This is a genomic window from Methylophilus sp. 42 (assembly GCF_000384155.1).
Lineage (GTDB): Bacteria > Pseudomonadota > Gammaproteobacteria > Burkholderiales > Methylophilaceae > Methylophilus.
On record NZ_KB913031.1, the window covers coordinates 1,243,064 to 1,269,016 of the forward strand.

The following is a 25,953-nucleotide window of genomic DNA, read 5'->3' on the forward strand; positions in this document are numbered from 1 at the left end:
AAGGATTGCGTCAAAATGCCTCGCTTAGCGAGGCATTTTTCTAGTCGGGGACGAAGTGACTGTTCAGGCTGAGCCAGGCACCGCGCGGGGCGCCAGGGGCAACAAAATTGGTACTTTCAAAGGAGTCTGACCCCTTGGTCTGATAAGTGTTTGATTTTGTTGTAATGGGTGAGAGGTGGTATTGGAAAAGTGTCTGATTACATTAAAAATTTGGTTGCAATCAGCTTTTATTACAATCTAGGTGCTTGAATTGCTTCAGTTGTTTAGAGAAGGGCTACTCTATCAACCCATCCAGCTTTTTAGGCTGAAACTCATAACTCAAAGTCACAAAAGCCGACCTTGGCGCCCCCGTTCCAAGAAAGCTCGTTCCTTGCCAATCAGCACTGTTGTAGTTGAATCCGCTCTCTCCAATCACACCACGAATAGAAGGTGAAAATGCGTTTAGACCTAGTCGCCCAGCACTGGCATATTGTTTGTCTAACAGATTGTTAATACGTAAACCCAATGTCCATTCGGGACTAAGCCTGTAGGTTGTATTGAAATTAACGACGGCATAGCCATCAGTTTTACCTTCACCAAATTCGGCACGCTGTACGGTACAAGTGGTGGTACCACCATTACAAAACGGACCTGTAATAGGAGAAGCGGGACCCGCTCTATGTTTATTGTTTTCATTACCGCGAATAAATGCATCGGAATGTGCGACTACATTTAAGCCAACACGCCAGGCATTGGTAATATCATAGGTAAAATTTGCGTTGAGGTTATGCAACGCAACCCCAGGCATACGATCTCCTGGGGTTACTGTAATCTGCTGATAGTTACCCTCGCCTGTCTGGGTCACAATATCGTAGACATTCCCTGCACTACTGTTACTAGGACTAGCAAGCTTGAACTTGGACTGGAAGGTAGCGTCTGTTAGTGCATAGTTAACACCCCAGCCTGCTTTGCCCCATGTCCCTTTAAGTCCCATTTCAAGACCTCGTCTGCGAGTGTCTCCCACATTCTGAAAATAACTACTGGTAGCATTAATTGCTACAAAATAGATATCATCGGTCAGATCGGTTTGATACAACGCTGCGTTCCATTGAATACTGTCCGTCAGTTGACCACGCCCACCGATTTCATAGCTGGTCGAGCGTACTTGTTTTAAATAAGGGTCTCCTGATAGTGCACCTGGCAAATTACATACACGCTGCTCACTTGTAGATCTTGGTCGATACAACGGATTTCCATTGGCATCATTACCTTGGAAAACCGGTGTTGGGTCATAGGCACAACCTAATTCAATGACTGTCGGAGTCCTGGCCCCACGTCCCACATTGGCATAGAGGTTCAAATCTTCTGTAGCTTGCCAAGTCACACCAAGCGAGGGATTGAACGAACGGTATTTAAATTTTTCTTTTTCGGGAGGACGCAAGGTGGCAATATTTTGCCCATTAGCGTCAAGTGGAAAAGTGCTAGGGTCAAAGGGAATAATGGCACCAAGGCCATTGGGGCATTCTGACGCCTCTATCGTGCCGTCATTATTGTTGTCGGTACATAATGTGATTAGGTTTATATAATTCAGTATTGAGTTCACATCAGTGAATGAAGACAATCTCGCTACTGCGAGCTGATTATCGACATAACTACGGTTATAGCGAGCAGAAAACGTAAAATTTAGCGCCTTTGTAGGCGACCATGTTTCACTAAAGTAAATGCTTTTTGTTAGACTATTTCCTTTAAAGTCATTTAAACCATATCCACGCTCAGGACTATTTGCGTAATACTCCCAACCTAAAAGCTCAGGCGCAACATAGGCTCGTCGATTCGCATCAAGCATTCCCAGATATTGCTTACTTTCATAGGTGGTATCAGCTTTATCAATAGAGCTACCAATCATGAACTTATGTTTATCAAGGTTCCAGTTAAATTGTAATGACGCTCCTTTTCCTAATTGATCGACCTCCGTATCAGTGAATATTGCAGTTGGAGTACCATTTATATAACCAGTTGTAGCAAAAGGACCACTTGCATACCTACCGTCTCTAAAAATCGCATTGCCATTAGCGTCTAGTACCAACGGCCCTCGAGTTGACTGTTGAGATAACCCGCCAACACTGCCAGAAGAGTTGGAAATAGTCGCTTCATTAATTGGGGTAACCAACTCCCAATAGTCATGATAGAAACCACTAGTGTCTGTATAACCGCTTAATGTGCCTGTAAGGCCTTGCCCAGTTGGAATGTCATAAAAATAAAGTTTGTTTCCTGTACCAGGATGAAGAGTATCTGTCGACAGTCCGTAATTGTTATTAATACCCGCCAGAATTTTTCCATAATTCTCAAAACCAAAGCGAACCCTACCCTCATAATCTGAAGTAACTGGAGCATTGAATGCGTTCGGGATCGTTGAAGGTTGATTTATATCGTCATTATTTCTTCTTGGATCAAATGTCCAGTTCCAGACTGTATTACCAGAACCATCTGCAGCAGTCACTTGTGCCTGATTGGCGTTAGCTTGCGTATTAAAATTCGCCCCATAAGCTAAGTTATTTACATCAAAACCAGGGTCGCCATCGGCAATCCCATTTACATCCAACGCTCTTCCTGATGCATCTGCCGCGACGTTATAGGCATAGTTGTTATAATCGGGCAGTCCGTCACGGTTGATATCTGGCAAGCCATAAAGTAACTGGCGACTAGGATCATTTTCTGTTGCACTATTCGGTCTCCCACTCGTCCCCCCAAAGTTCTCATTCACATCTGACATGTGTGACTTGCGCTTGCTGTTACGGTTATATACCTGCGCAGTGATGTTGAAGGTATCTGTCACATCCCAGATACCTGATAGCTGGAATTGAAATAGGTTGTTTTTGCTCTCATCAGGTGAGGTGTAAACCTGCTTGGGGTTTTGATCGACCATTTGCTGTGGCAACAAACCGTTACCGGTTAACTTGTTACCTGCATACAAACCTGAAAAACTCACCCTGGCTCGTTCACTTTGCCATTCAGCTTTACCAAAGATTTGATTGACCTTACTCGGTGAGTTATCCCGCCAGCCATCTTCCAGAAAGAAGTTCCCCGATAAGAAGCCAGCCACTACACCGTTGTTATCGCCTGCCGATATTTGCAACTGTTTGCGGCCAAACGAACCAGTCAGCACTTCAGCATCTAGTGTTTTGCCATCAAAACCACTTTTGGTGCGCATCGTTAATGAGCCACCCAATGTGCCCAATCCATAAATAGGGTTGGAGCCCGGAATGATTTCGAGACTGGAGAGCGCATTCATCGGAATCATGTCCCAGTTCACTACATCACCAAAAGGCTCGTTCACACGGATGCCATCAAGAAATACTGAGATACCTTGTGCCGTACCCAGTTGGGGCGAAGCTGTAAAGCCACGATACTGCAAGTCCATCTGAAATGGGTTGCTTTGATAATCATTGACAGTGACTGACTGCAGTTTCTGATTCATTAAGTCAGTAATCGTCAGGGTGTGTGCCTCTTTAATATCTTTGGCAGAGAGTGATTGCACGTTGCCAGGAATTTCCTCTTTAGTCAGTGCCAAGCCAGGCATCGGCCCTACTTCATAAAACTTCTTGGCACGCACCTCAACTTTATCCAGCTCAAGGCTGGTTTTTTCATCTCTTAATTCTTTGGATGTTTTGGTTGCGGGTTGAATATAAAGCGTAGACTGGTTGAGCTTGGCCTCAAGACCCGCGCTGGCGAGTAGCTTTTTGAAAAGCTCTCTGGTGAGCATGGTGCCGCGAATTGCAGGGGCATTTTTACCACTGACGAGAGCATCGTTAAAGGTGATGTTAATCCCTAGTTTTGAACTAATTGATTTTAAAGAAGTAGCGAGTGGTTGGCTGGGTAGCTCAATGGAGATCGTACGTGTGAAGAGGATCTCTTCCTCTGGCTGAGGTAGTGTTGTGTTTAACTCAGCGGCCTGTACAAGAGGCATCAATCCTGCTTGGTTGGCAAAGCAGGCTGCAATCGCTGCGCTTAGGATCAACTTTTTTGGTGCATGCATCTGACTTCCCCGTTATTTTTATGGCTTGTTATTGCCTTAATGCATGGGGAGTTGAAACCCTGATGTGTTGTTTGCAAAAAAATGTAATGAATTAGGGTAGGCGTTATTTTGAGGGTTGGTCGGTTTCAAGCAAGGTGCCTGTTGTTGTTTGCTTGATATGGATATTGGCGATACGCGGTAGGGTAGAGATAAAGTTGTTACTGTCTTTAATGGCGACGACTGCGCTGATCTTTTCTTTGGATAAGCCGTCCGTTGTGACAGGTGTCGGCCGATAGCGCGAGAGGGTTTCGGCGATTTCTGCGAGCTCAGCCTGGTTGAAGACCAAGGTGCTGCTGATGAACTTGAAGTAGTCTTGTGCCGTGACGTTGGTGCGTGGTTGTAAGCCTGCCGCGGTTAGTTCTGCGACTTGGTTGTTGTGCAGGATGATCTTTGTACCACCGGTTTTGCTGATGACTTCTACTTTGCCGTGATCAACGCTAATGCGTTCAAGCTGTTGGAGTTTGTTGATAGCAAAGCGAGTGCCCAGTACGGTGACCTTGAGGCGATTGGTTTCAACCACAAAAGGCCTGTCAGGGTCTTGTTGCACTTCAAATACGGCTTCTCCCTGCAGCAGGTCAATATGACGCTGATGGCGGTAAAACTTGATTTCAATATGCGAATTAGCATTGAGCGTCACGCGGCTGCCGTCATCTAATGTTTGCGTCATAAGTTGCGCGCGCGCGGTTGTTGATGCTAATTGCAGCATGGGGGTGTTTTGCCAAACCTGATATTGATGAAAGCCTGCCCAGCCAATGCAGATGGCAGCCACCACGCCAGCCACGGTCCCCGCCAGTTTTTGCCTGGTTTTCTTGCGCTCGTTTTGTTTGAGAAATACATCTGTTTGTTTAGCTTGTGCCAAACTTTGCAATTCACTCACTGAGTCTATGCCTTGCCAGGCATGGCTGATGCTCAGGTATTCCTGCTGATGTAATGGGCTTTGCATGAGCCAGGCTTCAAACTGGCTGCGCTCGGGGGCGTCAGGCGAGGCCTCTTGCATGCGGATAAACCAGCGTGCGGCCGTTTCTGAAATTTTGTTGTGCGTGCTCATGCGCTTATTTGAGAAACTTTTCGCGTGCGGCGCGGAGATCCAGCAAGGCGCGGATCAGGTGACGCTCAACCATATTCAAGCTGATCTGCATCTGCTCAGCGATGTCTTTTTGTGCATGCCCCTCAATGCGGTACATGATAAACACCTGGCGGCAGCGCGGCGGTAAGTCCTGGATGATTTGTGTGATTAGTGCCAGCCTTTGTTTGATGTCTGCCAGGTGCTCAGTTGACACTGAGGCAGGTTCTTCAAGGTCTGCCTGTTGCTGGTAGTCGGCAAAGTAGCTGTCTTTGCGGTATTGCTCCAGTAGCAGGTTTTGCACAATGGTTCGCAGGTAGGCATGTGGCTCTTCGTTGCGATGCGGGCTGGTGGTCAGCGCAAAGCGTAAAAAGCCATCGTGCAAAATATCTTTTGCTTGATGTGGACAAACGGTTTTGCGACGTATGCCTGGTAGCAGCGTCGTATACGCCCAATGTAGGTTGATACCATGCCAAAACATGCCGTGTGCGTTGTGAGGTAATGTTAAATGGCAAACCATACGCAAGGATTGTTCCCACGCCTGTGCTTTATATGGTGATTGATAACTGTTTGTTTAGTCAGCTTTTTTAATAACTGATTTGGGTAAATGGAAATAATCCGGTTGGTTGTAATCAGCCAGATTGGCTTAAACTAGCCAAATCTGAATTAGCCAAACCATGTGGAAGAAATTTGGCTTGATCAAGAATATCTGCCTTTGCCATCGCTCAACTGTGGATGGTTTGCTAAAATGATCGTTTTTATCTTGGTCTTGTTTTCATGACACGCAAACTTCTGGTGACGTCCGCTTTGCCATATGCCAACGGCAGCATTCATTTGGGGCATCTGGTTGAGTATATTCAAACCGATATCTGGGTGCGTTTTCAGAAAATGCAGGGCCATACTGTGCATTATGTCTGCGCGGACGATACCCACGGTACACCTATCATGCTGCGTGCAGAAAAAGAAGGTATCACGCCGGAAGCGCTGATTGAGAAAGTGCATGCCGAGCACAGTCAGGATTTTGCCGAATTTTTAGTGCAGTTCGATAACTATTACTCGACCAACTCGGAAGAGAATCGCCAGTTGTCCGGCAATATTTACCGTGCGCTCAAGGCCAACGGCAAAATCGCGACCAAAACCATAGAGCAATATTTTGACCCGGTCAAAAACATGTTCTTGCCGGATCGTTTTATCAAGGGCGAATGCCCGAAATGCCATGCCAAAGACCAGTACGGCGATAACTGCGAAGTATGCGGCACGACTTATAGCCCGACGGAGTTGATTAACCCGTTCTCGGCCGTGTCTGGCGCGACGCCGGTGCGTAAGGAAACCGAGCACTACTTCTTTAAACTCAGTGAGTGTGCAGACTTCTTGCGTGACTGGACCCGTTCAGGCACCTTGCAGGCCGAAGCTGCCAATAAAATGAGTGAGTGGGTGGGCGAGGCTGGCGAGAATAAACTTTCAGACTGGGATATTTCGCGCGATGCGCCTTATTTCGGTTTCGAAATTCCGGATGCGCCAGGTAAGTACTTCTACGTCTGGCTGGATGCGCCGATTGGTTATATGGCCAGCTTTAAGAACCTGTGTGCCAAAGCGGACATAGACTTTGATGAATACTGGAAAAAGGATTCGACGACAGAGTTGTATCATTTCATCGGCAAGGATATCCTGTATTTCCACGCTTTGTTCTGGCCCGCAACGTTGGAATATTCAGGTCACCGTACGCCCACGCAAGTGTTTGCACATGGCTTTTTGACCGTGAATGGCGAGAAAATGTCCAAGTCGCGTGGCACGTTTATCACCGCGCGTAGCTATCTGGAACATGTGAAGAATCCGGAGTACCTGCGTTATTACTATGCGGCCAAATTGAATGGCAGTATGGAAGACATTGATCTCAACCTCGAAGATTTTGTCGCCCGCGTCAACAGTGATCTGGTCGGGAAGTACATCAATATTGCCAGTCGTACGGCCGGTTTCGTGGCTAAAAAGTTTGATAACAAGCTGATTGATGCCCAGCATGCGGTGATTGATGAGATGCGCGCTGCAGTCCCTGCAATTGCCGAGGCATATGCTGCCCGTGACTTCGCGCGCGCGTTGCGTGAGATCATGAAGCTGACGGATGCTGCCAATGCTTATGTAGCCGAAGCTGCGCCCTGGGTAGTTGCCAAAGATGACAGTAAAGCGGCTGAGTTGCATACTATTTGCAGCAATGCATTGGAGATGTTCCGTTTGCTGACGATTTACCTGAAACCAGTGTTGCCAAATATTGCCGTGGCCGTGGAAGCGTTCCTGAATGTGCAGCCATTGCAGTGGTCCGATGTTGGCCAGGGCTTGGGCGCGCAAACGATACAACCTTATAATCATATGGTGACGCGCCTGGAAGGCAAGCAGATCGAAGCCATGGTGGAAGCCAATAAAGATAGCTTGCAAGCGGCGTCTACACCGGCTAAAACGGAATCGGCTGCGAAAACATCGGCCAAGAGTGAGGCGAAAGCGGATACGCCAGCGGTAGAAGAGGGCGCGTATATTTCGATTGATGATTTTACCAAGGTCGATCTGCGTATTGCGCACATTGTCAGCGCCGAACATGTGGAAGGGGCTGAAAAATTACTTAAATTGCTGCTAGATATCGGCGAAGAAAAACCGCGTCAGGTATTTGCCGGGATCAAGTCTGCCTATGACCCGGCCACGCTGGTAGGACGTTTAACTGTCATGGTGGCTAACCTGGCGCCGCGCAAGATGAAGTTTGGCATGAGCGAAGGCATGGTACTGGCGGCCAGCGATGAGCGTGGCGGTCCTTATATTCTGTCGCCAGACAGTGGGGCGCAAGCAGGCATGCGCGTGAAGTAAGGCGAATATAAAATGAGTGGTGCTGGCGCGAGTTTGTGCTGGCACTTCTCTTCTTTTTGCGCGTCCTGTTTGCGTGTGGTTTATTGTGCTATATCAAAGCTTCACCGGCAGTTGGCTGTTCTAATCATATTTGAGCAAAGTGTGGCACCTTGAAAGAGCGTGGCGCTTTTCACAAAACGGCTAACACATTGATTTATATTATATTCAATCATATAATATAAAGTTATATATTGTTGACGGACGGTCCATCACCCAATGGCAAAACCTTTAGCAGCAAGCAGTGCGAATCCCTGGCAAGGGCTGGATATCCAGTCTGAGTGGGAGCGATTTAGTCAGCGCGATGCATCCTCTGCTGAGGTATGGACCTCTCATGTATGGGTCGATAATATGCACTGCGCCGCTTGCAGTGGGCGTATTGAGCAAACTATCAAACAACAGCGCGGCGTGCTTGCCGTACAAGCCAGCGCTGCTTCAAAACGCGTCCGCGTGGTCTGGGATGCGAAACAAACTTCCCCTTCTCACTGGTTTGCCAATTTAAACGAGATTGGTTACCCGGCATTACCCCTTAACGAATACAGCGCGATTTCGGATCGTACTGTACAGCAACGCAAGATGTTATGGCGCCTGGTCGTGGCCGTGTTCTGCATGATGCAGGTCATGATGTATGCCTATCCTACTTATTGGTCTGATAGCAATGATATGGCGCCAGATATGGTGCAGCTCATGAAATGGGCCTCCTGGGTGCTGACCCTGCCGGTCATGCTATTTTCAGCCACACCGTTTTTGTCCCAGGCCTGGGCAAGTATCAAGCAGCGCCAGTTAGGCATGGATGTGCCGGTGTCGCTGGGTATTCTGGCCGCGTTTGTGATGAGCACACTGGCCACGTTTGCGCCAGGCGGCTGGTGGGGTGACGTGGTTTATTATGACTCGCTGACCATGTTTGTCAGCTTTCTGCTGATTGGTCGCTGGCTGGATGTTAAATTGCGCAACCGCACGGCTGGTGCCTTGGAAAACATGATGCGCCGCTTGCCACATGCGGTGCTTAAGAAAAATGCCGCCGGTGAGTGGGTGCAAATCGCCGCGACTAATATCAATGTCGGCGATGTGCTTTATGTGCGTCCCGGCGAAGTGTTTGCGGCCGATGGCCTGATCTTGGGTGGCAGCACAAGTGCTGATGAGTCCATGTTGACTGGTGAATCCGAGCCAGTGATGAAACCCGCAGGCGCAAAGGTCATTGCTGGCTCCGGCAATTTAACGTCTGCCATTGAAATGCAGGTGGAGCAGGTAGGTGAGGGCACGCAATATCATGCGCTGGTCAACCTCATGGCTTCGGCCTCCACTGAAAAACCCGGCATCGCCTTGCTGGCAGATAAAGTCGCGCAACCATTCTTGTGGGCCGTATTGTTAGCGGCCATTTATGCCGTTTTTTACTGGTGGAACACCGATCCTGCCAAGGCCATTATGTCGGCCGTGGCCGTACTTGTCGTGACTTGTCCATGTGCATTATCCCTGGCAACGCCCGCGGCCATGCTGGCTAGTGCTGGTACTTTTGCCAAAGGCGGTGTGCTGATCCGCCGTTTGCAAGCGATACAGGCAATCAGTGAAGTTGACACCGTTGTGTTCGATAAAACCGGCACCCTGACTGAGAATGTGCAGCAAGTGACATTGGCAGACAGTCACCCCGATTGGGATTCGCAATGGCTGCTCGATGTGATTGCCAGCATGAGCCGGGATTCCTTGCATCCGGTGGCGCAGGCCTTGCATGGCTTTGCCTTGCAGCATGATGCGCAAGATCAACTGCCTATGCAGGATTGGCAAGAGATTGTCGGTGGCGGCATGTCTGCTATATTTCATGCACCAAACGGCGCATTACTGCCGGTGAAACTAGGCAATGCAGAATTTTGTGGTGTAAGGGATGAGGTGGAGGGCGAAGCGCTGCGTCAGGTTTATGTCACCACAGGCGAAATCACGCTGGTGCGACTGACTTTGTCTGAGCAGGTAAAACCACATGCCAAGGCAGCGATTTCACAATTAATTGCAAATGGGCTTGATATTCAACTGTTATCTGGTGATAGAATAGCGCCCGTTAAAAACCTCGCAGCGCAACTGGGAATCCAGCGCGCATTCGGGTTACAAAAAGCAGCAGATAAGCTGCAGCATGTAAAGTTGTTGCAACAACAGGGGCGGAAAGTATTAATGGTTGGTGATGGTTTGAATGACGGCCCTGTCATTGCAGCAGCGCATACTTCTATTGCAATGGGTTCCGGCGTCCCTTTGACGCAGGCACAGGCCGATATGGTGGTGTTGGGTAATGATATCGGTGTGCTGGTTTCGCTCATTTCGCATTGTCAAAAAACCATTCTCATCGTAAAACAGAATTTGTTGTGGGCTGCGTTGTATAACGCAGCTGGTGTGCCATTGGCGATTATGGGCTTGTTGCCTGCCTGGTTAGCCGGGTTGGGCATGGCGGCCAGTTCGCTTTTGGTATTGCTGAATGCATTACGTTTGACCGACTGGAATAAGTCGGACTGGCAGAAAGGTCAGGCATAGCGTTATGGAAATTGCATTTTTGTTGATCCCGCTGGCAGTGTTGCTGGTGTTTGTGATTCTGGGTGGCCTCTGGTGGGCAATCCAGACCGGGCAGTTTGAAGACCTGGAAGAAGAAGGTTCCCGAATTCTTGAGCAGGATTAAGAATTTTTGAACAGGATTGATATGTGTCAAATCAGATGTGTGACGAGTCTGAGATGATCAGGTTGAACAACTAAATTTTTTAGAATTTTTTTAGTGTTGGGTGTTTGTTTTAATCATTGGGAGAAATCCATGCAAAATGCAACCGTGAAGGCTGCGACCTATAACGATACCGTGGTCCGCCAGTTTGCCATCATGGCAGTGGTCTGGGGTGTTGTTGGTACATTGATGGGCGTGATTATCGCGTCTCAGCTGGTGTGGCCAGAGCTTAACCTGGGCTTGCCGTATACCTCTTTTGGCCGTTTACGACCACTGCATACCAATGCAGTGATTTTCGCATTTGGTGGCTGTGCTTTATTTGCTACCTCATACTATGTCGTGCAACGTACCTGCCAGACCCGTTTGTTTAGCGACAAACTGGCCAGTTTTACTTTCTGGGGCTGGCAAGCCGTGATTGTCGCCGCAGCGATCTCGTTGCCATTGGGTTATACCCAGGGTAAAGAGTACGGCGAACTGGAGTGGCCAATTGATATCCTGATTGCGATCGTATGGATTTCTTACGCGGTTGTGTTCTTCGGTACTATCGGTATCCGCAAGGTCAAGCATATCTACGTGGCTAACTGGTTCTACGGTGCCTTTATCTTGGCAGTGGCCTTGTTGCACATCGTTGAGAGTGCGGCGATCCCTGCTGGCTGGTTCAAGTCTTACTCTGCTTACGCAGGGGTGCAAGATGCGATGGTGCAGTGGTGGTATGGTCACAACGCGGTAGGTTTCTTCCTGACAGCGGGTTTCCTCGGCATGATGTACTACTTTGTGCCTAAACAAGCTGAGCGTCCTGTGTACTCTTACAGTCTGTCTATCGTGCACTTCTGGGCACTGATTTTCACTTACATGTGGGCGGGTCCTCACCATCTGCATTACACCGCTTTGCCTGACTGGACACAGTCCTTGGGTATGGTGTTGTCTTTAATCCTGTTTGCACCAAGCTGGGGCGGTATGATCAACGGTATCATGACCTTGTCCGGCGCATGGCACAAACTGCGCACTGACCCTATCTTGCGCTTCCTGATCGTTTCCCTGTCTTTCTACGGTATGAGTACCTTTGAAGGCCCGATGATGGCGATCAAGACTGTGAACGCTTTGTCTCACTACACTGACTGGACCGTAGGTCACGTGCACTCTGGTGCTCTGGGCTGGGTTGGTTTTATTTCTATCGGTTCCCTGTACTTCCTGATTCCACGTTTGTTCGGTCAGAAGACCATGTACAGCGTGAAAGCGATTGAAGTGCACTTCTGGATGGCAACCATTGGCGTGGTGTTGTACATCGCTGCGTTGTGGATCTCTGGCGTGATGGAAGGCTTGATGTGGCGTGCAATGAACGCTGACGGTACATTGGCTTATACCTTCGTTGAGAGTGTGAAAGCCAAGTTCCCATACTATTTCACACGTGCATTGGGTGGTTTCCTGTATATGAGCGGTTTGGTGATCATGTTGTGGAACACATATAAAACAGCAACTAATGGCAAACCAGCAACGGTAGAAGTACCAGCTGTTGTTGCACACGCTTAAGGAGCTCACTATGGCAACGCATCAAAATAATAGTGGCAATCTGCACGAAAAGATTGAAACCAATAACTTCCTGTTGATCGTACTGACCTTTATTACGATCTCCTTTGGTGGCCTGGTTGAAATCGTGCCTTTGTTTTTCCAAAAATCCCTGACTGAACCTATCCGTGGGTTGGAGCCATACACTGCACTGCAATTGGCTGGTCGTGACATTTATCTGCGTGAAGGTTGCTACAACTGCCACTCACAGATGATTCGTCCGTTCCATGCTGAAACATTGCGTTATGGCCACTACTCTGTAGCGGGTGAATACGTGTATGACCACCCGTTCCAGTGGGGCAGTAAGCGTACCGGTCCTGACTTGCACCGTGTCGGTGGCAAATACAGTGACGACTGGCATCGTGTGCACTTGAATCAGCCGCGTGACGTTGTACCGGAGTCCATCATGCCAGCCTACCCATGGTTGAATGAAAACCTGGTGAACGATGAAACGATTGGTGACCATATGGTTGCGCTGCGTAAAGTGGGCGTGCCTTACACCGATGAGCAGATCAAGGCTGCTGGCGCAGATATCAAGGGTAAAACCGAGATGGATGCACTGGTTTCATACCTGCAAGTACTGGGTACACACCTGAAATAAGGAGACGCGCCATGGATATCATCAACCTGTTACGCATATTGTTTACAGTACTGAGTTTTGTCCTGTTTATCGCAATCCTGGTTTGGGCATGGCGCAATCGTCACTCCGCACAATTCAAGGACGCGCAGAACCTGCCGTTCGATCAAGACTAATATTTGTGCGGACATGTTAAGGAAAACATCATGAATGATTTTGTAAATGGATTTTGGCCGATTTGGATTTCGACCATTACCTTGGGTGGGATCGCTTTTTGTGTCGGTTTGCTGATTTTCGCAAGCCGCGTCAAAGTGCCTCTGGATAGTGACAACACCAATGGTCACGAGTGGGACGGCATTAAAGAAATGAACAATCCGCTGCCAATGTGGTGGGTAGGTTTGTTTATCATTACCGTTATTTTTGGCCTGACTTATTTGTACCTGTTCCCAGGCTTGGGTACTTACAATGGTAAATTTGGCTGGACGGGCGTCAAGCAGTACGAAGTTGAAGTAGCCAAAAACAACGAAAAAATTGCACCGCTGTATGCCAAATATGCTGCAATGCCGGTTGAAGACGTGGCCAAAATCCCGGAAGCCCGTGATATTGGCAAGCGTATTTTCCTCAACAACTGTGCTGCTTGCCATGGTTCAGATGCCAAGGGTAGCCGTGGTTTCCCTAACCTGACGGATACCGACTGGTTGTATGGCGGTAGCCCAGAGCGTATTAAAGAAACCATTACGGGTGGCCGTATCGGCATGATGCCGCCGATGGCAGCCGCTGTCGGTAATGAAGAAGACGTGAAAAACGTGGCTAACTACGTATTAAGTCTGTCTGGCAGTATTCATGACTCTGGTCGTGCCAATGCCGGTAAAGACAAATTTGTCGTGTGTGCAGCTTGCCACGGTCCTGAAGGCAAAGGTAACCAGATGATTGGTGCACCTAACCTGTCAGACAACACCTGGTTGCATGGCCAGGGTGAAGCGGCGATTATCAAGCGTATTCACGAAGGTAAAACCAACCAGATGCCAGCCTGGCAAGAGAAATTCAGCCCGGAGCAAATTCATTTGCTGACCGCTTATGTTTGGGGCCTCTCCAACAAGTAAGCGAATGCAGATAAATACATGAGCGATACTAAACAAAGCGCTGTGAACAAAACCACCATCCGTGAACAGGAGGTGGTTTTGTCACTTTATAAGTCCGAAGATAAGATTTATGCCCGCCATGTCTCCGGTTTATTTAATAACTGGCGATGGGTCATGGTGTGGGCAACGCAGCTGTTCTTCTACGGTGTGCCGTGGTTGCAATGGGATGGTCGACAGGCCATGCTGTTTGACCTGGAAGGCATGCGGTTTTATGTGTTTGGCCTGATCTTCCATCCGCAGGACCTGATTTACCTGGCATTCCTGTTGATTGTCTCTGCACTTTCCCTGTTCCTGTTTACGGCGATTGCCGGACGCTTGTGGTGTGGTTACACCTGTCCGCAGACGGTCTATACCGAAATCTATATGTGGATGGAGCAGAAAATAGAAGGTGACCGTATCGCTCGCATGCGTCTTGATGACAGCAAGTGGAACCTGAACAAAGTTACACGTAAATCCCTGAAACAGTTTGCCTGGATCGGATTTGGTTTGTGGACCGGTGTGACGTTTGTCGGCTACTTTACGCCCATGCGTGAACTGGTCCCTAGCTTGTTGCAATTTCAAGCCGGTGGCTGGGAAACATTCTGGGTATGTTTTTATGGCTTTGCGACCTATGGTAACGCAGGTTACATGCGTGAGCAGGTCTGTAAATACATGTGCCCGTATGCACGCTTCCAGAGCGCCATGTTTGACGGCGACACCATGACGGTGACTTACGATGAAGCACGTGGTGAGCCACGTGGTTCACGCTCTAAAAAAGCGGGTGAGAATGCCAATGGATTGGGCAGTTGCATTGATTGCAGCATTTGCGTACAAGTATGCCCGACCGGTATCGATATCCGTGATGGCTTGCAATACGAGTGCATCGGCTGTGGTGCCTGTATTGATGCCTGTGACGATGTGATGGATAAGATGGGCTATGCCAAAGGCCTGATTAAATATACGACGCAAAATGGCATGGAAAATCGCTGGACCCGTCAGCAGATGCTTGCGCGTTTGCTCCGGCCACGCGTGCTGATTTATTCGACCATTTTGGTGATCATGGTGGTCGGTATGGGGGTCGGTATCTACTTTAAACCCGATTTCCGGCTGGATGTGTTGCGTGATCGCTCGGTGATGGCGCGTTACACCAACGATGGCAATATTGAGAATGTGTACAATCTCAAGCTGGAAAATGAGACCGAATCTGTGCGCGATTATGATTTGCAAGTCACTGGTTTACCCGCGCTCGCCATCCACTTTTCAGACAATAACAGTCAGCAGCTCAAAGCACTCAAACCTTTTGAAAAGCGCAATGTCATAGTCGAGATACAGGTGCCTGAAGCTGAAACGCGTGCCGGATCGCACAAGATTTTCTTTGAGTTGACTGACATTGAGGCCAAAGAAACAATTAAGGAAAAATCTGTCTTTATTGTCCCCAGTAATTAGCGGTTAAGGCATGGCCTAGCGCAGGGTGGCGTAAAGCAGCATAGATAAAGGAATACCGATGGTTGAAACACAAAAATGGTACCAGAATGCGTATGTCTGGCTGATTATTGGCGGTCCGTCTCTGGTCGTTGTGGCGTCTTTTATCACCTTGTACCTGGCCATTACGCATCCGGATCCGGCCATTGATGACTATTACCGCAAGGGCATAGAAATCAATAAAACGCTGGATGCGCAAGGCCATGATGTGCAGGACGAAGCCATGGCGCCTGCCATTCAGGCGCGTAACCATGCACAAACCGGCCTCAAGCCGGCCGAAGAGTAGCGCTTAAACGTTACAGTCTAAACAAACATGCGCACGCGAAATCCATGCGTGCGCAATGTACTGGCATATTTCTCTAATATTTTCTCTGAAGTGGCCTGAATGCAGCCGCGTAGGTCTTGCTGGCTGGGTCTGGCAATGCCGTATAGCAAGATGCCGTTGATGCGCTGTTTCAATGGCAATAGAGCTTCCATATAGCCTGGCAGCGTTGGCGTGGTCACGGTCTCCCCGTACAGTGTTCTACTGAAAATGGCAGTTTGCACCCAGGTTGGGCAAAGCGTGCAGCAGGTTTGCAGGCGTTGCAAATGCAACGCCAGCGGCAAATGCGTATCGTTGACAGCCAGCATCTCGCCATCATTACCTGCATCCAGTTTGAACCATACCTCTCCGCCCATCTCGTGTAAGCGTTTGAGTGCATGCTGTATATGCGCATGCTGCAACTGGCTGCCATTGGTGATGAGCCGCAGACAAGCCGGGCGGTCATGTGGTTTGCGTTGCTGCATCAGGTTGGCAACCATATCGAGGATGTCTGCAAACTGCGGAGATGTGGTGGGTTCGCCATCACCCGCAAAGGCAATATCCTGTACGCAGTCATGCAGGCTGTAAATGCTGTCGTGGATATGGTGCGTGAGCCAGCCCAGGCAGTCTGCCAGCTCTTGTTGCAGAAGCTGGCTATCAATGACGGGCGAAGGGCCGCGTTGTAAACCGGGCACCTGGCAGTACACACAGTGCCAGTTACAGCAATGGTTCGGTTGCAGGTTAATGCCGATGGAAATGCCTTGCGCGCGACGTGACCACACCGGGTAAATATAGCGCCATGCGCGAGTGGCCGCAAATTCGCTTAAGGCCTCAAAGAGGGCAGTGGTCTGCATTTGTACGCCGCCGTGATAAGCGTTAACGGTGGGCTTGGACTAGCAAGTGCTGGCGTTAAAGATGGTCTTCAGTTTGTCGTGATCAAGAATGCGGATATTCTTTTGTTTCACTTCAATAATGCCTTCGTCGCTAAATTTAGAGAAGGTACGGCTCACGGTTTCCAGTTTCATGCCCAGATAGCTGCCGATTTCTTCGCGGGTCATGCGTAAAATTAATTCACTTTTTGAATAACCACGTGCGTGCAAACGTTGCAGCAAATTGAGCAGGAAAGCCGCCAGGCGTTCTTCGGCGCGCATATTGGCCAGCAACATCATGACGCCATTTTCGCGCACAATCTCCCGGCTCATGATTTTGTGCACATGTCGTTGCAGCATGGGGATTTGACGTGACAGGTCTTCGACGTGGTTAAATGGCATCACGCAGACTTCGGCATCTTCCAGAGCGATGGCATTGCAATTGTGCTTGTCACTGACGATGCCATCCAGGCCCATGATTTCACCCGCCATTTGAAAACCGGTGACTTGTTCGCGGCCGTCTTCAGATACCACACAGGTTTTAAAAAAACCGGTACGAATCGCATACAAGGTGGTGAACGGGTCGCCGCTGCTAAACAGGTGCCCCCCTTGTTTGACTTTCTTTCTGGTGGCGACCATGCCATCCAGCTGGCTCATCTCGTCCGTGCTTAAACCTATGGGCAGACACAGCTCACGCAGGTTGCAGTTAGAGCAGGCCACCTTGAAACTGGATTCGGCTTGCATGGGAGATGTCCTTGGCAGTCGTTGATCTTGCGACTGATTATACGCCTCCTGCGCCTTGATTTCATGGGTGGCGATTTCATCCGTGGCGACTTCATGTGCTGCAATGGCATTTAACATGATGCTTTTACTCTTCCCTATTATAGTGAGTTGCATTATGCACGCGTAGCTGACCGGACTATTTGATATGCATCAAGAAGTCATGGTTTGCTTTATGGCAAAGTAGCCGTCAATGACTCCCGGGACGAGATGTCTCACTTGTGCAGACAGGAAAGCATTTGCTAGATACCATGAAACAACCGTTGACGATTACTCAAGAGCACATCGAGCGCTATGATGTTTCGGGGCCGCGGTATACCTCTTACCCCACGGCTGACCGCTTTGTCGAGGCGTTTGATGCGGCGGCCTATGTCAAGGCCGCAGAGCAGCGCAATATCAGCAACTGGACACAACCGTTGTCGGTGTATGTACATATCCCGTTTTGCGCGTCGCTGTGTTTTTATTGTGCCTGCAACAAAATCGTCACCAAGCGTTATGAGCAGAGCGCCATTTACCTCAATTATCTGCAACGCGAACTCAATCTGCATCTGGACAAGTTTTCGCAAGCGCAGGCCGTGAACCAGCTGCATTTAGGCGGCGGCACACCAACCTTTCTCAATGATGAAGAGTTAACCCGCCTGGTGGAGATGCTGAAAAAAGCCTTTGTGTTTAACCAGGAGGGTGAATACTCGATTGAGATTGATCCGCGTACGGTGAACCAGCAACGCTTGCAGCATTTGCGCGACCTGGGCTTTAACCGCCTGAGTTTTGGTGTACAAGATTTTGATGCCGATGTGCAGCAAGCGGTGCATCGAGTGCAGTCTTATCCGCAAGTGGAAATCCTGATGCAACAAGCGCGGGAGATGGGTTACCAGTCTATCAATGCCGACCTGATTTATGGCTTGCCCAAGCAAACCCCGGCAACCTTCCGCGAAACGATCGCTAAAATTACCACATTGCGCCCAGACCGTATTGCCCTGTATGGCTATGCGCATTTGCCGTCACGCTTCAAGCCGCAGCGCCGTATCCTGCAAGATGAGTTGCCCAACGCCGTAGACAAAATCCAGATGCTGTCAGAGGCGATTCAGCAATTGATGCAGGCGGGGTATGTGTATATCGGCATGGACCATTTTGCTTTGCCTGAGGATGCACTGGCGATTGCCAAGCAACAGGGCAGGTTGCATCGCAACTTTCAGGGTTACAGTACCATGGCTGACCAGGATATTCTCGCGCTGGGCGTCTCTGCCATTGGCAAAATGGGCGCGACTTATAGCCAGAATGCCAAAACGCTGGAAGAGTATTACGACTTTCTGGACCAGGGTCAGTTGCCGATTGTGCGCGGCTTGGCACTTAGCCGTGATGACCTGATCCGGCGCGCAGTGATTATGGCCATCATGTGCCACGGTGAGCTCAGCTATGAGTCAATAGAGCTCTCTTACATGGTGAATTTCAGGGATTACTTTAAATCAGAGATTCAACAACTTGCAGATAAAGAAAAGCAGGGGTTGGTGGTGCTGGAGGACGATGGCTTGAAAGTGACTGAAATGGGTTGGTACTTTGTGCGTGCTATTGCCATGGTGTTTGACCGTTATTTGCAGCACGATGCCAATCGTGCAAGGTTTTCCAAAATCCTTTAAACTCTCGGCATGTTAGCCAGCTTACTCCTGACCGCTTTTGTCATGGGGCTGGCAGGCGGCCCGCATTGCATTGCCATGTGTGGTGCAGCTTGCGGCGCCATGCAGTCTCCCCCTCACACCACCAGCCAATTTCGTTCGATTCCGCTACGTGTCATCAAAACCATTCCCTGGAGTTTTTACCTCGGGCGCATGCTGGGTTACGGCATATTGGGCGCAATTGCGGCAGAAACCCTGCGTGGCCTGGCCTGGTTGTCCAACCAGAGTCATGTGTTCCAGCCATTGTGGACGTTCTCTCATACGCTGATCTTTGCCTGGGGCGTGCTATTAGTGGTCACCGGCCAACAACCACAATGGGCCGTGCAGCGGGCACAACAAGTCTGGGCCTGGATTAAGCAGCGCACCGAACATGTCAAATTCGGCTATTTGCTCACGGGTATGGTCTGGGCCCTGTTGCCGTGTGGCTTGCTCTATTCCGCGGTGATGCTGGCCTCATTGCAATCGCAATGGTTACAAGGGGCGTTGGTGATGATGGCCTTTGCCTGTGGCTCAGCTACCGTGCTGGCACTGGCACCTGTCCTATGGCGCGCCAGCCAGCAATCCATGCCCGGCTGGTTTAAAGAATCGACGGGGATGCGCCTGAGTGGCGTATTGCTCATCGCCCTCAGCGTGGTCGCTTTATGGATGGACGTCATGCATCACGACAAACTGTGGTGCCAACTCCTCTAAACATTGCTTTTATCCCCTGCATTCTGTAACTTTCAATTGTTAATTTAATTTAACAATTGGAGGCGTCATGCTTGGGCCAACGCGGTATCTACTGTTTGTTTTCTTGTCGTTGCTGATTGCGCATAGCTACGCCCAAGCACCTGCCATTTTGCTGGCGCAGATTTACCATGACGATATCCTGGTGCAAGAGTATCTGGTCAGCGAAAAACTGGATGGTATCCGTGCCATCTGGGATGGCCAGCAATTCACCAGCCGCCAGGGTCATCCTATTCATGCGCCAGCCTGGTTTACTAAAGACTTTCCGCCACGGCCACTGGATGGGGAGTTATGGATAGGCCGCGGCCAATTCGAGACGCTTTCATCCACTGTCAGACAAACGCAACCGAGTGATGCTGCCTGGCGGCAAGTCGCCTATTATGTGTTTGAGTTGCCAAACGCCAACGGTGATTTCGCCCAGAGAGCGCAGCAAATCGTGCACATCGCCCGGCAAGCGCATAGCCCTTATCTCAAAAGTCTGCCGCAATTCCGTGTTAAAAACAGGCAAGTGCTTAAAAGAACGCTGAATCACATTGTGGCTCAGCGTGGCGAAGGCCTGATGCTGCACCGCGCTGACGCGCCATATCTCACAGGCCGTAGCCATGTATTGCTCAAGCTCAAGCCACAACTTGATGCAGAAGCCAAAGTGATCGCCCATGTGCCCGGCAAAGGCAAATACCAAGGTAAAATGGGCGCGCTGTTAGTGGAAACCCCGGCAGGTATCCAATTTAAACTGGGCACCGGATTCAGCGACGCGGAGCGTGCGCATCCACCGCCGATAGGCTGCCAGGTCACTTATACTTACCGTGATGTGACCAAAACAGGTAAACCCAAGTTTGCCAGTTTTTTACGCATACGTTCGCCTGAATAGTGAAAGGAAATCATATGAAGTGGTTCGCAGGATTATTAAGCTGCTGGATAGCAGCAAGTGCCTATGCGCTTGATTTAAGCGGCGTTTATGCCTGCACGGGTGATGATGCGCATGAAGGAAAATATACCGGCACAGTGACCATGAAATTACGTCCGGAACATAGCAAAGGCGCAGATGCCAGTTATGACTTCCAGCTTGAAGTGCCGGATTATGGCGTTTATAAAGGCCACGCAGCGGCGCATGGTATGCACGCTGCAATGCATTTTGCCTTACCAACAGAGAATGGCGAATATGGTGGCAAGACGCATGATTATGGCACTGGCATTGCCGAGTTCAAGAGAAATGCCAAAGGACAGCTGAGCTTCAGGAAGTTTTATTTTGAGCCTGGGTTCAAGGGAGGAAATACAGGGGTAGAGGAGTGTGTAAGAAAGTAATTCTTTTGTTTTCTCAGCGTTGACTAGGATGTGAGGGATTGCTTTTCGCTTTTTCAGCGAGTTACTTTTCTTTGCTTGCCCAAAGAGAAGACTATTCTATGATCGATCTATTTCGCCTTTCCGGCGACCATTCTTTCTTATGCTTCTCCATAAGAAAGAAGGCAAAGAACAAGACACCCCAACTTCCGCTTGTTTCCTGTGCTACTCGAATTGTCGGGCGGCAATCAAAAACTCGCTCCTTTGGAGCTCAAACAGTTGCTTGCCGACTACTCCCGCCAATCCTGCGTTGCTCGGCGCGGCAGATGGGGACCCCGAAAACCAAGCGAGCGCCAACGTTAGTAGTTGTTATCAATAAACCAGAAGAATTATGCTTCCGTTAAATCTTCACTAATGGTTGTTTGGCGAGATAAATCCCCATCCCATCACGCTGAGTAGCGGAGACAAAATAAGAGTAGAGGGAGCGACTGTCCGAATCCCGCGGTGGGCTGCGTCGTGTGCAGCCCGCTAGGATGAGTTTCGTGACCGGCTTATGCTTAAGTCCGGCAAAGCAACGGACGAAAGTCCTAATTTGAGCAACGCAAGGAAGCCGCAGGCCGTGATGGCTGGGTGTCTTCCTCTTTGGTTACTTTCTGGGGGACAAGCACCAGAAAGTGACTCGCCAACAAGGCGAAAAACAACGTATCAAGCAAGACAAACTTAAGCTATATGTAAGCTGCGAGAATGCATGTCATTTCGCCTGCCATGTTAAAATCTCCTCCCTATGACTGCCGCCTCTCTTGTACAACTCATCGCCCAGCTCGAAAAACAACTTGCCCAGTGCATGCTGGCAGATCGCTTTCCGCTTAAACGCCGTTTGCAGCAGTTACGCGATGCTTTGAAACAAAATAAACCGGTTGATAAAGCGCTGGTTGATATTGCCCATAAAGTCCAAGCATCCCAGCAGCGTTTGCAAGCCAGATTAGCCGCATTACCCAAGCCGGAATATCCCGAAGAGTTGCCCGTTAGTGGCAAAAAAGACGAGATTGCAGCAGCAATTGCCAAGCATCAGGTGGTGATTGTTTGCGGTGAAACGGGTTCTGGTAAAACCACGCAGTTGCCCAAAATTTGCCTGGAGCTGGGGCGCGGGGTTGCAGGCCTGATTGGCCACACCCAGCCGCGCCGAATTGCGGCGCGTTCGGTGGCTTCACGGATTGCGCAGGAGCTGCAGAGCCCGCTGGGTGAGGTGGTGGGTTACAAGGTGCGTTTTAATGACAAATTGTCGGAGCGCAGTTATGTCAAATTAATGACCGACGGGATTTTGCTGGCGGAGACGCAGAGCGATAAATTCCTTAACGGTTATGACACCATCATTATCGATGAGGCGCACGAGCGCAGCCTGAATATTGATTTCCTGTTGGGCTACCTCAAACAGTTGTTGCCTAAACGGCCAGATTTAAAAATCATTGTCACGTCAGCGACGATTGATGCTAATCGCTTCTCCAATCACTTTAACGGCGCACCCGTGATTGAGGTCAGTGGCCGTACTTATCCGGTTGAGATTCGTTACCGCCCGCTGGGTAATAAAACCACCATGGTGGCGGTTGAGGTGCCGGTGGATGATGGTCTGGATGATATTGACCGTTTTGCGCAGGACCTCATGGGCATTAAGCGCAAGCCACCGCGTACCGAGACGCGTTGGCTGGAAGAGGATGACGAAGAAGAGGTGATGGAGGATGCCATCCTCGATACGGCTGAGGATTTGCTGCGTTTAGGCGATGGCGATATTCTGGTGTTTTTGCCGGGTGAGCGCGAAATTCGCGATACGGCAGATCATTTGCGTAAATACCAGGGCCGCTCGCCCAAACTCAAATCGATAGAGATACTGCCGCTGTTTGCGCGACTGAGCATTGAAGACCAGCAAAAAATCTTCCGCCCGGGCGGCCAACGCCGCATTGTGCTGGCGACCAACGTCGCAGAGACTTCATTGACGGTGCCTGGCATTAAATATGTGATTGATGCCGGCTTGGCGCGGGTTAACCGCTACAGCCCACGTGCCAAGGTGGAGCAATTACAGATAGAGAAAATCTCGCAAGCGGCCGCCAAGCAGCGGGCAGGGCGTTGTGGCCGCGTGTCTAACGGTATCTGTGTACGCTTGTATTCCGAAGAAGATTTTAACCAGCGTCCGGCCTTTACTGACCCTGAAATCCTGCGTAGTTCACTGGCCAGCGTGATTTTGCGTATGGCCGATTTACGCCTGGGTGATGTTGGCGAGTTCCCGTTTATTGAAGCGCCTTCGTCACGGCTGATCAGCGATGGTTATCAGTTGTTGCAAGAGCTGGGCGCGGTCACCGAGCGACGAGAAATCACTGAGCTAGGCCGCCAGATGGCGCGCTTGCCACTGGACCCGCGTGTGGCACGTATGATTCTGGCCGCGAAAAAAGAAAGCTGTTTGCGCGAAATCCTGATTATTGCCAGTGTCTTGAGCATGCAGGATCCACGCGAGCGCCCCATGGACAAGCGCGAAGCGGCAGATAGCGCACATGCCAAGTTCAAAGCGGATGATTCCGATTTTATGAGCTATCTCAAGTTGTGGGACTGGTATGAGCAGGCATTAAAGACTAAAAAGTCCAATCGCGACTTGCTTAACCAGTGTCACCAAAACTTCCTGTCTTTCTTGCGCTTGAAAGAGTGGCGTGAGTTGCATCAGCAACTGCTGGAGATGGTGGAGGAGATGGACTTCAAGCGCAGCGATAAGGAAGCCAGTTATGAGCAGGTACATCGCGCATTGCTATCCGGTTTGCTGGGGAATATTGGCTTTAAGGATGGTGACAGCGAGACCTATGCCGGCGCGCGTGGTATCCGCTTTACCATTGCACCGGGCTCGGCACTGAAGAAAAATCGGCCGAAATGGGTGATTGCTGCTGAACTGGTAGACACGACCAAGCTATATGCGCGCGTTGTCGCAAAAATTGATCCGGACTGGATAGAACCGATTGCCAATGAAGGTGGCAGCCGTGACCTGACGCAAAGTGACTATACCGACCCGCGCTGGGATAGAAAAACCGCGCAAGTGGTGGCCTGGGAGCGCGTGAGCTTGTACGGCCTGACCATAGTGCCCAAGCGGCGTGTGCATTACGGGCCAATTAACCCGACGGAGTCGCGTGAGATTTTTATCCGTGAAGCCCTGGCAAATATGGAATTCGACACGCGAGCGCCATTTTTTGAGGCTAATCGCCGCTTAATCGCTGAAGTTGAAGCACTGGAGCACAAGGCGCGCCGCCAGGATGTGTTGGTGGATGAATACCAGTTATTTGTGTTCTACGACAAGGTTGTGCCACAGATTACGGAGCCTGGTCATCAAGAGCCTTATCGCATTTATAACGGTGCCGCGTTTGAAAAATGGCGCCAGGATGCGGAGAAAGTGAATCCCAAAGTGCTGCACCTGACGCGTGAGTCACTTATGCGCCATGGTGCCAGCGCGATTACCGAGGTGCAGTTCCCGGAGCAGATGGTGATAGACGGTGAAACGGTGCCGCTTAAATACCGTTTTGAACCCGGGCATGTACTGGATGGCGTGACAGCGACGATCCCCCTGGCCTTGCTAAACCAGCTGGACGCCACAGTGACCGAATGGCTGGTGCCAGGCATGGTGCGCGACAAGGTCACCGCGCTGATTAAAGCCTTGCCCAAGACCCTGCGTCGCGTCTGTGTGCCAGTGCCGGATTTTGTGACCGGTTTTCTCGAAGCCAAAACTGCTACTGCGCCTTTGTTGCCAGCCCTGGCGGAGTTTATCCAGCACAAGGTTGGGCTCAAATTGAAGCCAGAGGAGTTTGACCTGGCTGGCCTGGACGCACATCACCTGATGAATTTCAGCGTGGTGGATGAAAAAGGCCGCGAACTGGGCATGGGCCGTGACTGGCATCTGCTTAAAAAGCAACTGGGTTCGGCAGCGCAGCTGACATTCAGAACCGGTTCACCGGGGATTGAAAAGTCCGGCCTCAAGCAATGGGATTTTGGCGATTTGCCGCAAACGCTTACCTTTAGCAAAGATGGCCGCCAATTGACGGGTTATCCGGGTCTTGAAGACAATAGCGATAGCGTCGCCATCAAGCTATTTGATACACCGGAAGCGGCAGCGGTTTCGCACCGCAAAGGCGTGTGTCGCCTGATGCGTTTTGAGCTGAAAGAGCAAATCAAGCAATTGGAAAAAGGCCTGCCGGGCTTTAACCACTATGCCTTGTTGTTGCGCGCGGTGATGAACCCGGATCAACTGCGCGAAGATATGCTGCAAGCGATTGCCGACCGTGCCTTTATTGCCGAGGATGAGTTGCCGCGTACCAATGCCGCGTTTATGCAGTTGAAAGCGCGTGCACGCACGCGCCTGCCAGCCGTGACAGAGGCGCTCACCCGGCAGGCACAACTGATCGCTAATGAATACCAGGTATTGGCGGTGCTGCTGCAGAAAATGACGCCGGTCACGCAAAAAATCAAACGTGAGTGCGAGCAGCAGTTGCAAGGCATGCTTTACCATGGCTTTTTCAGCCAGACGCCGTGGGAGCAATTGCCGCATCTGCCGCGTTACCTCAAGGCGATTAAAATGCGTGTGGATAAATACCCAACCAGTATCGAACGTGATGGGCGGCATGCGCAGGCATTGCTCCAACTGGAGCAGCGCTGGCAGCAGAAAGTTGAGCAGTTACGCAAGGCGCATTTGCCTGTAACAAGCCAGTTACAAGACTTTACGTGGCAGTTGCAAGAGTTGCGTGTATCATTATTTGCGCAGGAATTAAGGACACCTTATCCTGTCTCAATCAAACGTCTTGAAAAACTCTGGCTCGAAATACAATCGTGATGCGTGACGTCCGCTATTTTTAATTCA

Annotated in this window: 19 protein-coding genes; 14 read left to right on the plus strand and 5 right to left on the minus strand. The window is 50.1% G+C overall.

Going from position 1 to position 25,953, the window contains the following annotated elements; genetic code table 11:
- Nucleotides 1-274: 274 nt before the first annotated feature.
- The 3 genes from MET42_RS0106135 to MET42_RS0106145 all read right to left on the minus strand — a co-directional run bounded on the left by MET42_RS0106135 (nt 275) and on the right by MET42_RS0106145 (nt 5,598).
- A complete protein-coding gene (locus MET42_RS0106135; RefSeq protein ID WP_019881959.1) occupies nt 275-4,015 on the minus strand; it encodes a TonB-dependent receptor domain-containing protein in 3,741 nt (1,246 codons plus the stop codon).
- A gap of 103 nt (nt 4,016-4,118) precedes the next feature.
- Nucleotides 4,119-5,102 carry a FecR domain-containing protein gene (locus MET42_RS0106140; protein ID WP_019881960.1) on the minus strand — a complete coding sequence of 328 codons (984 nt, stop codon included), beginning with the start codon at nt 5,100-5,102 and terminating at the stop codon, nt 4,119-4,121.
- A gap of 4 nt (nt 5,103-5,106) precedes the next feature.
- Nucleotides 5,107-5,598: an RNA polymerase sigma factor gene (locus MET42_RS0106145; RefSeq protein WP_019881961.1), complete on the minus strand. Its 492-nt coding sequence runs from the start codon at nt 5,596-5,598 to the stop codon at nt 5,107-5,109.
- Between the two features lie 296 nt (nt 5,599-5,894).
- Between MET42_RS0106145 and metG the strand changes: the two genes are divergently transcribed.
- From metG to MET42_RS0106190, 9 genes are all read left to right on the plus strand, one after another.
- The gene (metG, locus tag MET42_RS0106150) at nt 5,895-7,967 is read left to right on the plus strand and encodes a methionine--tRNA ligase (protein ID WP_019881962.1); all 2,073 of its coding nucleotides are present in this window, start codon (nt 5,895-5,897) and stop codon (nt 7,965-7,967) included.
- Between the two features lie 255 nt (nt 7,968-8,222).
- Entirely contained in the window at nt 8,223-10,517 is a 2,295-nt protein-coding gene (locus MET42_RS0106155) for a cation-translocating P-type ATPase (protein WP_019915229.1), read from the plus strand.
- Between the two features lie 4 nt (nt 10,518-10,521).
- Nucleotides 10,522-10,659, plus strand: coding sequence for a cbb3-type cytochrome oxidase assembly protein CcoS (gene ccoS / locus MET42_RS0106160; protein WP_019881964.1), 138 nt, complete (start codon nt 10,522-10,524; stop codon nt 10,657-10,659).
- A gap of 129 nt (nt 10,660-10,788) precedes the next feature.
- A complete protein-coding gene (gene ccoN / locus MET42_RS0106165) occupies nt 10,789-12,225 on the plus strand; it encodes a cytochrome-c oxidase, cbb3-type subunit I (protein ID WP_019881965.1) in 1,437 nt (478 codons plus the stop codon).
- 10 nt (nt 12,226-12,235) lie between these two features.
- Nucleotides 12,236-12,862, plus strand: a complete 627-nt coding sequence (ccoO, locus tag MET42_RS0106170; protein WP_019881967.1) for a cytochrome-c oxidase, cbb3-type subunit II — start codon at nt 12,236-12,238, stop codon at nt 12,860-12,862.
- 11 nt (nt 12,863-12,873) lie between these two features.
- On the plus strand, nt 12,874-13,014 hold the full coding sequence (locus MET42_RS0106175; protein WP_019881968.1) for a cbb3-type cytochrome c oxidase subunit 3: 141 nt from the start codon (nt 12,874-12,876) through the stop codon (nt 13,012-13,014).
- Nucleotides 13,015-13,044: 30 nt separating this feature from the next.
- The gene (gene ccoP, locus MET42_RS0106180) at nt 13,045-13,941 is read left to right on the plus strand and encodes a cytochrome-c oxidase, cbb3-type subunit III (RefSeq protein ID WP_019881969.1); all 897 of its coding nucleotides are present in this window, start codon (nt 13,045-13,047) and stop codon (nt 13,939-13,941) included.
- An 18-nt stretch (nt 13,942-13,959) separates the two neighbouring features.
- On the plus strand, nt 13,960-15,405 hold the full coding sequence (ccoG, locus tag MET42_RS0106185; protein WP_019881970.1) for a cytochrome c oxidase accessory protein CcoG: 1,446 nt from the start codon (nt 13,960-13,962) through the stop codon (nt 15,403-15,405).
- Nucleotides 15,406-15,463: 58 nt separating this feature from the next.
- Complete coding sequence (locus MET42_RS0106190; RefSeq protein ID WP_019881971.1) at nt 15,464-15,727, plus strand: FixH family protein; 264 nt, start codon at nt 15,464-15,466, stop codon at nt 15,725-15,727.
- Between the two features lie 17 nt (nt 15,728-15,744).
- Here MET42_RS0106190 and MET42_RS0106195 read toward each other — a convergent pair whose 3' ends face one another.
- Together MET42_RS0106195 and fnr are read right to left on the minus strand one after the other, a co-directional pair.
- Nucleotides 15,745-16,596, minus strand: coding sequence for a hypothetical protein (locus tag MET42_RS0106195; RefSeq protein WP_019881972.1), 852 nt, complete (start codon nt 16,594-16,596; stop codon nt 15,745-15,747).
- Nucleotides 16,597-16,635: 39 nt separating this feature from the next.
- On the minus strand, nt 16,636-17,472 hold the full coding sequence (fnr, locus tag MET42_RS0106200; RefSeq protein ID WP_019881973.1) for a fumarate/nitrate reduction transcriptional regulator Fnr: 837 nt from the start codon (nt 17,470-17,472) through the stop codon (nt 16,636-16,638).
- Between the two features lie 170 nt (nt 17,473-17,642).
- On the opposite strand from fnr, the gene hemN reads away from it, so the two are divergent.
- The 5 genes from hemN to hrpA all read left to right on the plus strand — a co-directional run bounded on the left by hemN (nt 17,643) and on the right by hrpA (nt 25,926).
- The gene (gene hemN, locus MET42_RS0106205) at nt 17,643-19,028 is read left to right on the plus strand and encodes an oxygen-independent coproporphyrinogen III oxidase (RefSeq protein ID WP_019881975.1); all 1,386 of its coding nucleotides are present in this window, start codon (nt 17,643-17,645) and stop codon (nt 19,026-19,028) included.
- A 9-nt stretch (nt 19,029-19,037) separates the two neighbouring features.
- Nucleotides 19,038-19,754, plus strand: a complete 717-nt coding sequence (locus MET42_RS0106210; RefSeq protein ID WP_019881976.1) for a sulfite exporter TauE/SafE family protein — start codon at nt 19,038-19,040, stop codon at nt 19,752-19,754.
- A gap of 67 nt (nt 19,755-19,821) precedes the next feature.
- Nucleotides 19,822-20,661, plus strand: a complete 840-nt coding sequence (locus tag MET42_RS0106215) for a DNA ligase (RefSeq protein WP_019881977.1) — start codon at nt 19,822-19,824, stop codon at nt 20,659-20,661.
- A 14-nt stretch (nt 20,662-20,675) separates the two neighbouring features.
- A complete protein-coding gene (locus tag MET42_RS0106220) occupies nt 20,676-21,095 on the plus strand; it encodes a hypothetical protein (protein WP_019881978.1) in 420 nt (139 codons plus the stop codon).
- A gap of 820 nt (nt 21,096-21,915) precedes the next feature.
- Entirely contained in the window at nt 21,916-25,926 is a 4,011-nt protein-coding gene (hrpA, locus tag MET42_RS0106225; RefSeq protein ID WP_019881979.1) for an ATP-dependent RNA helicase HrpA, read from the plus strand.
- Nucleotides 25,927-25,953 lie beyond the last annotated feature (27 nt).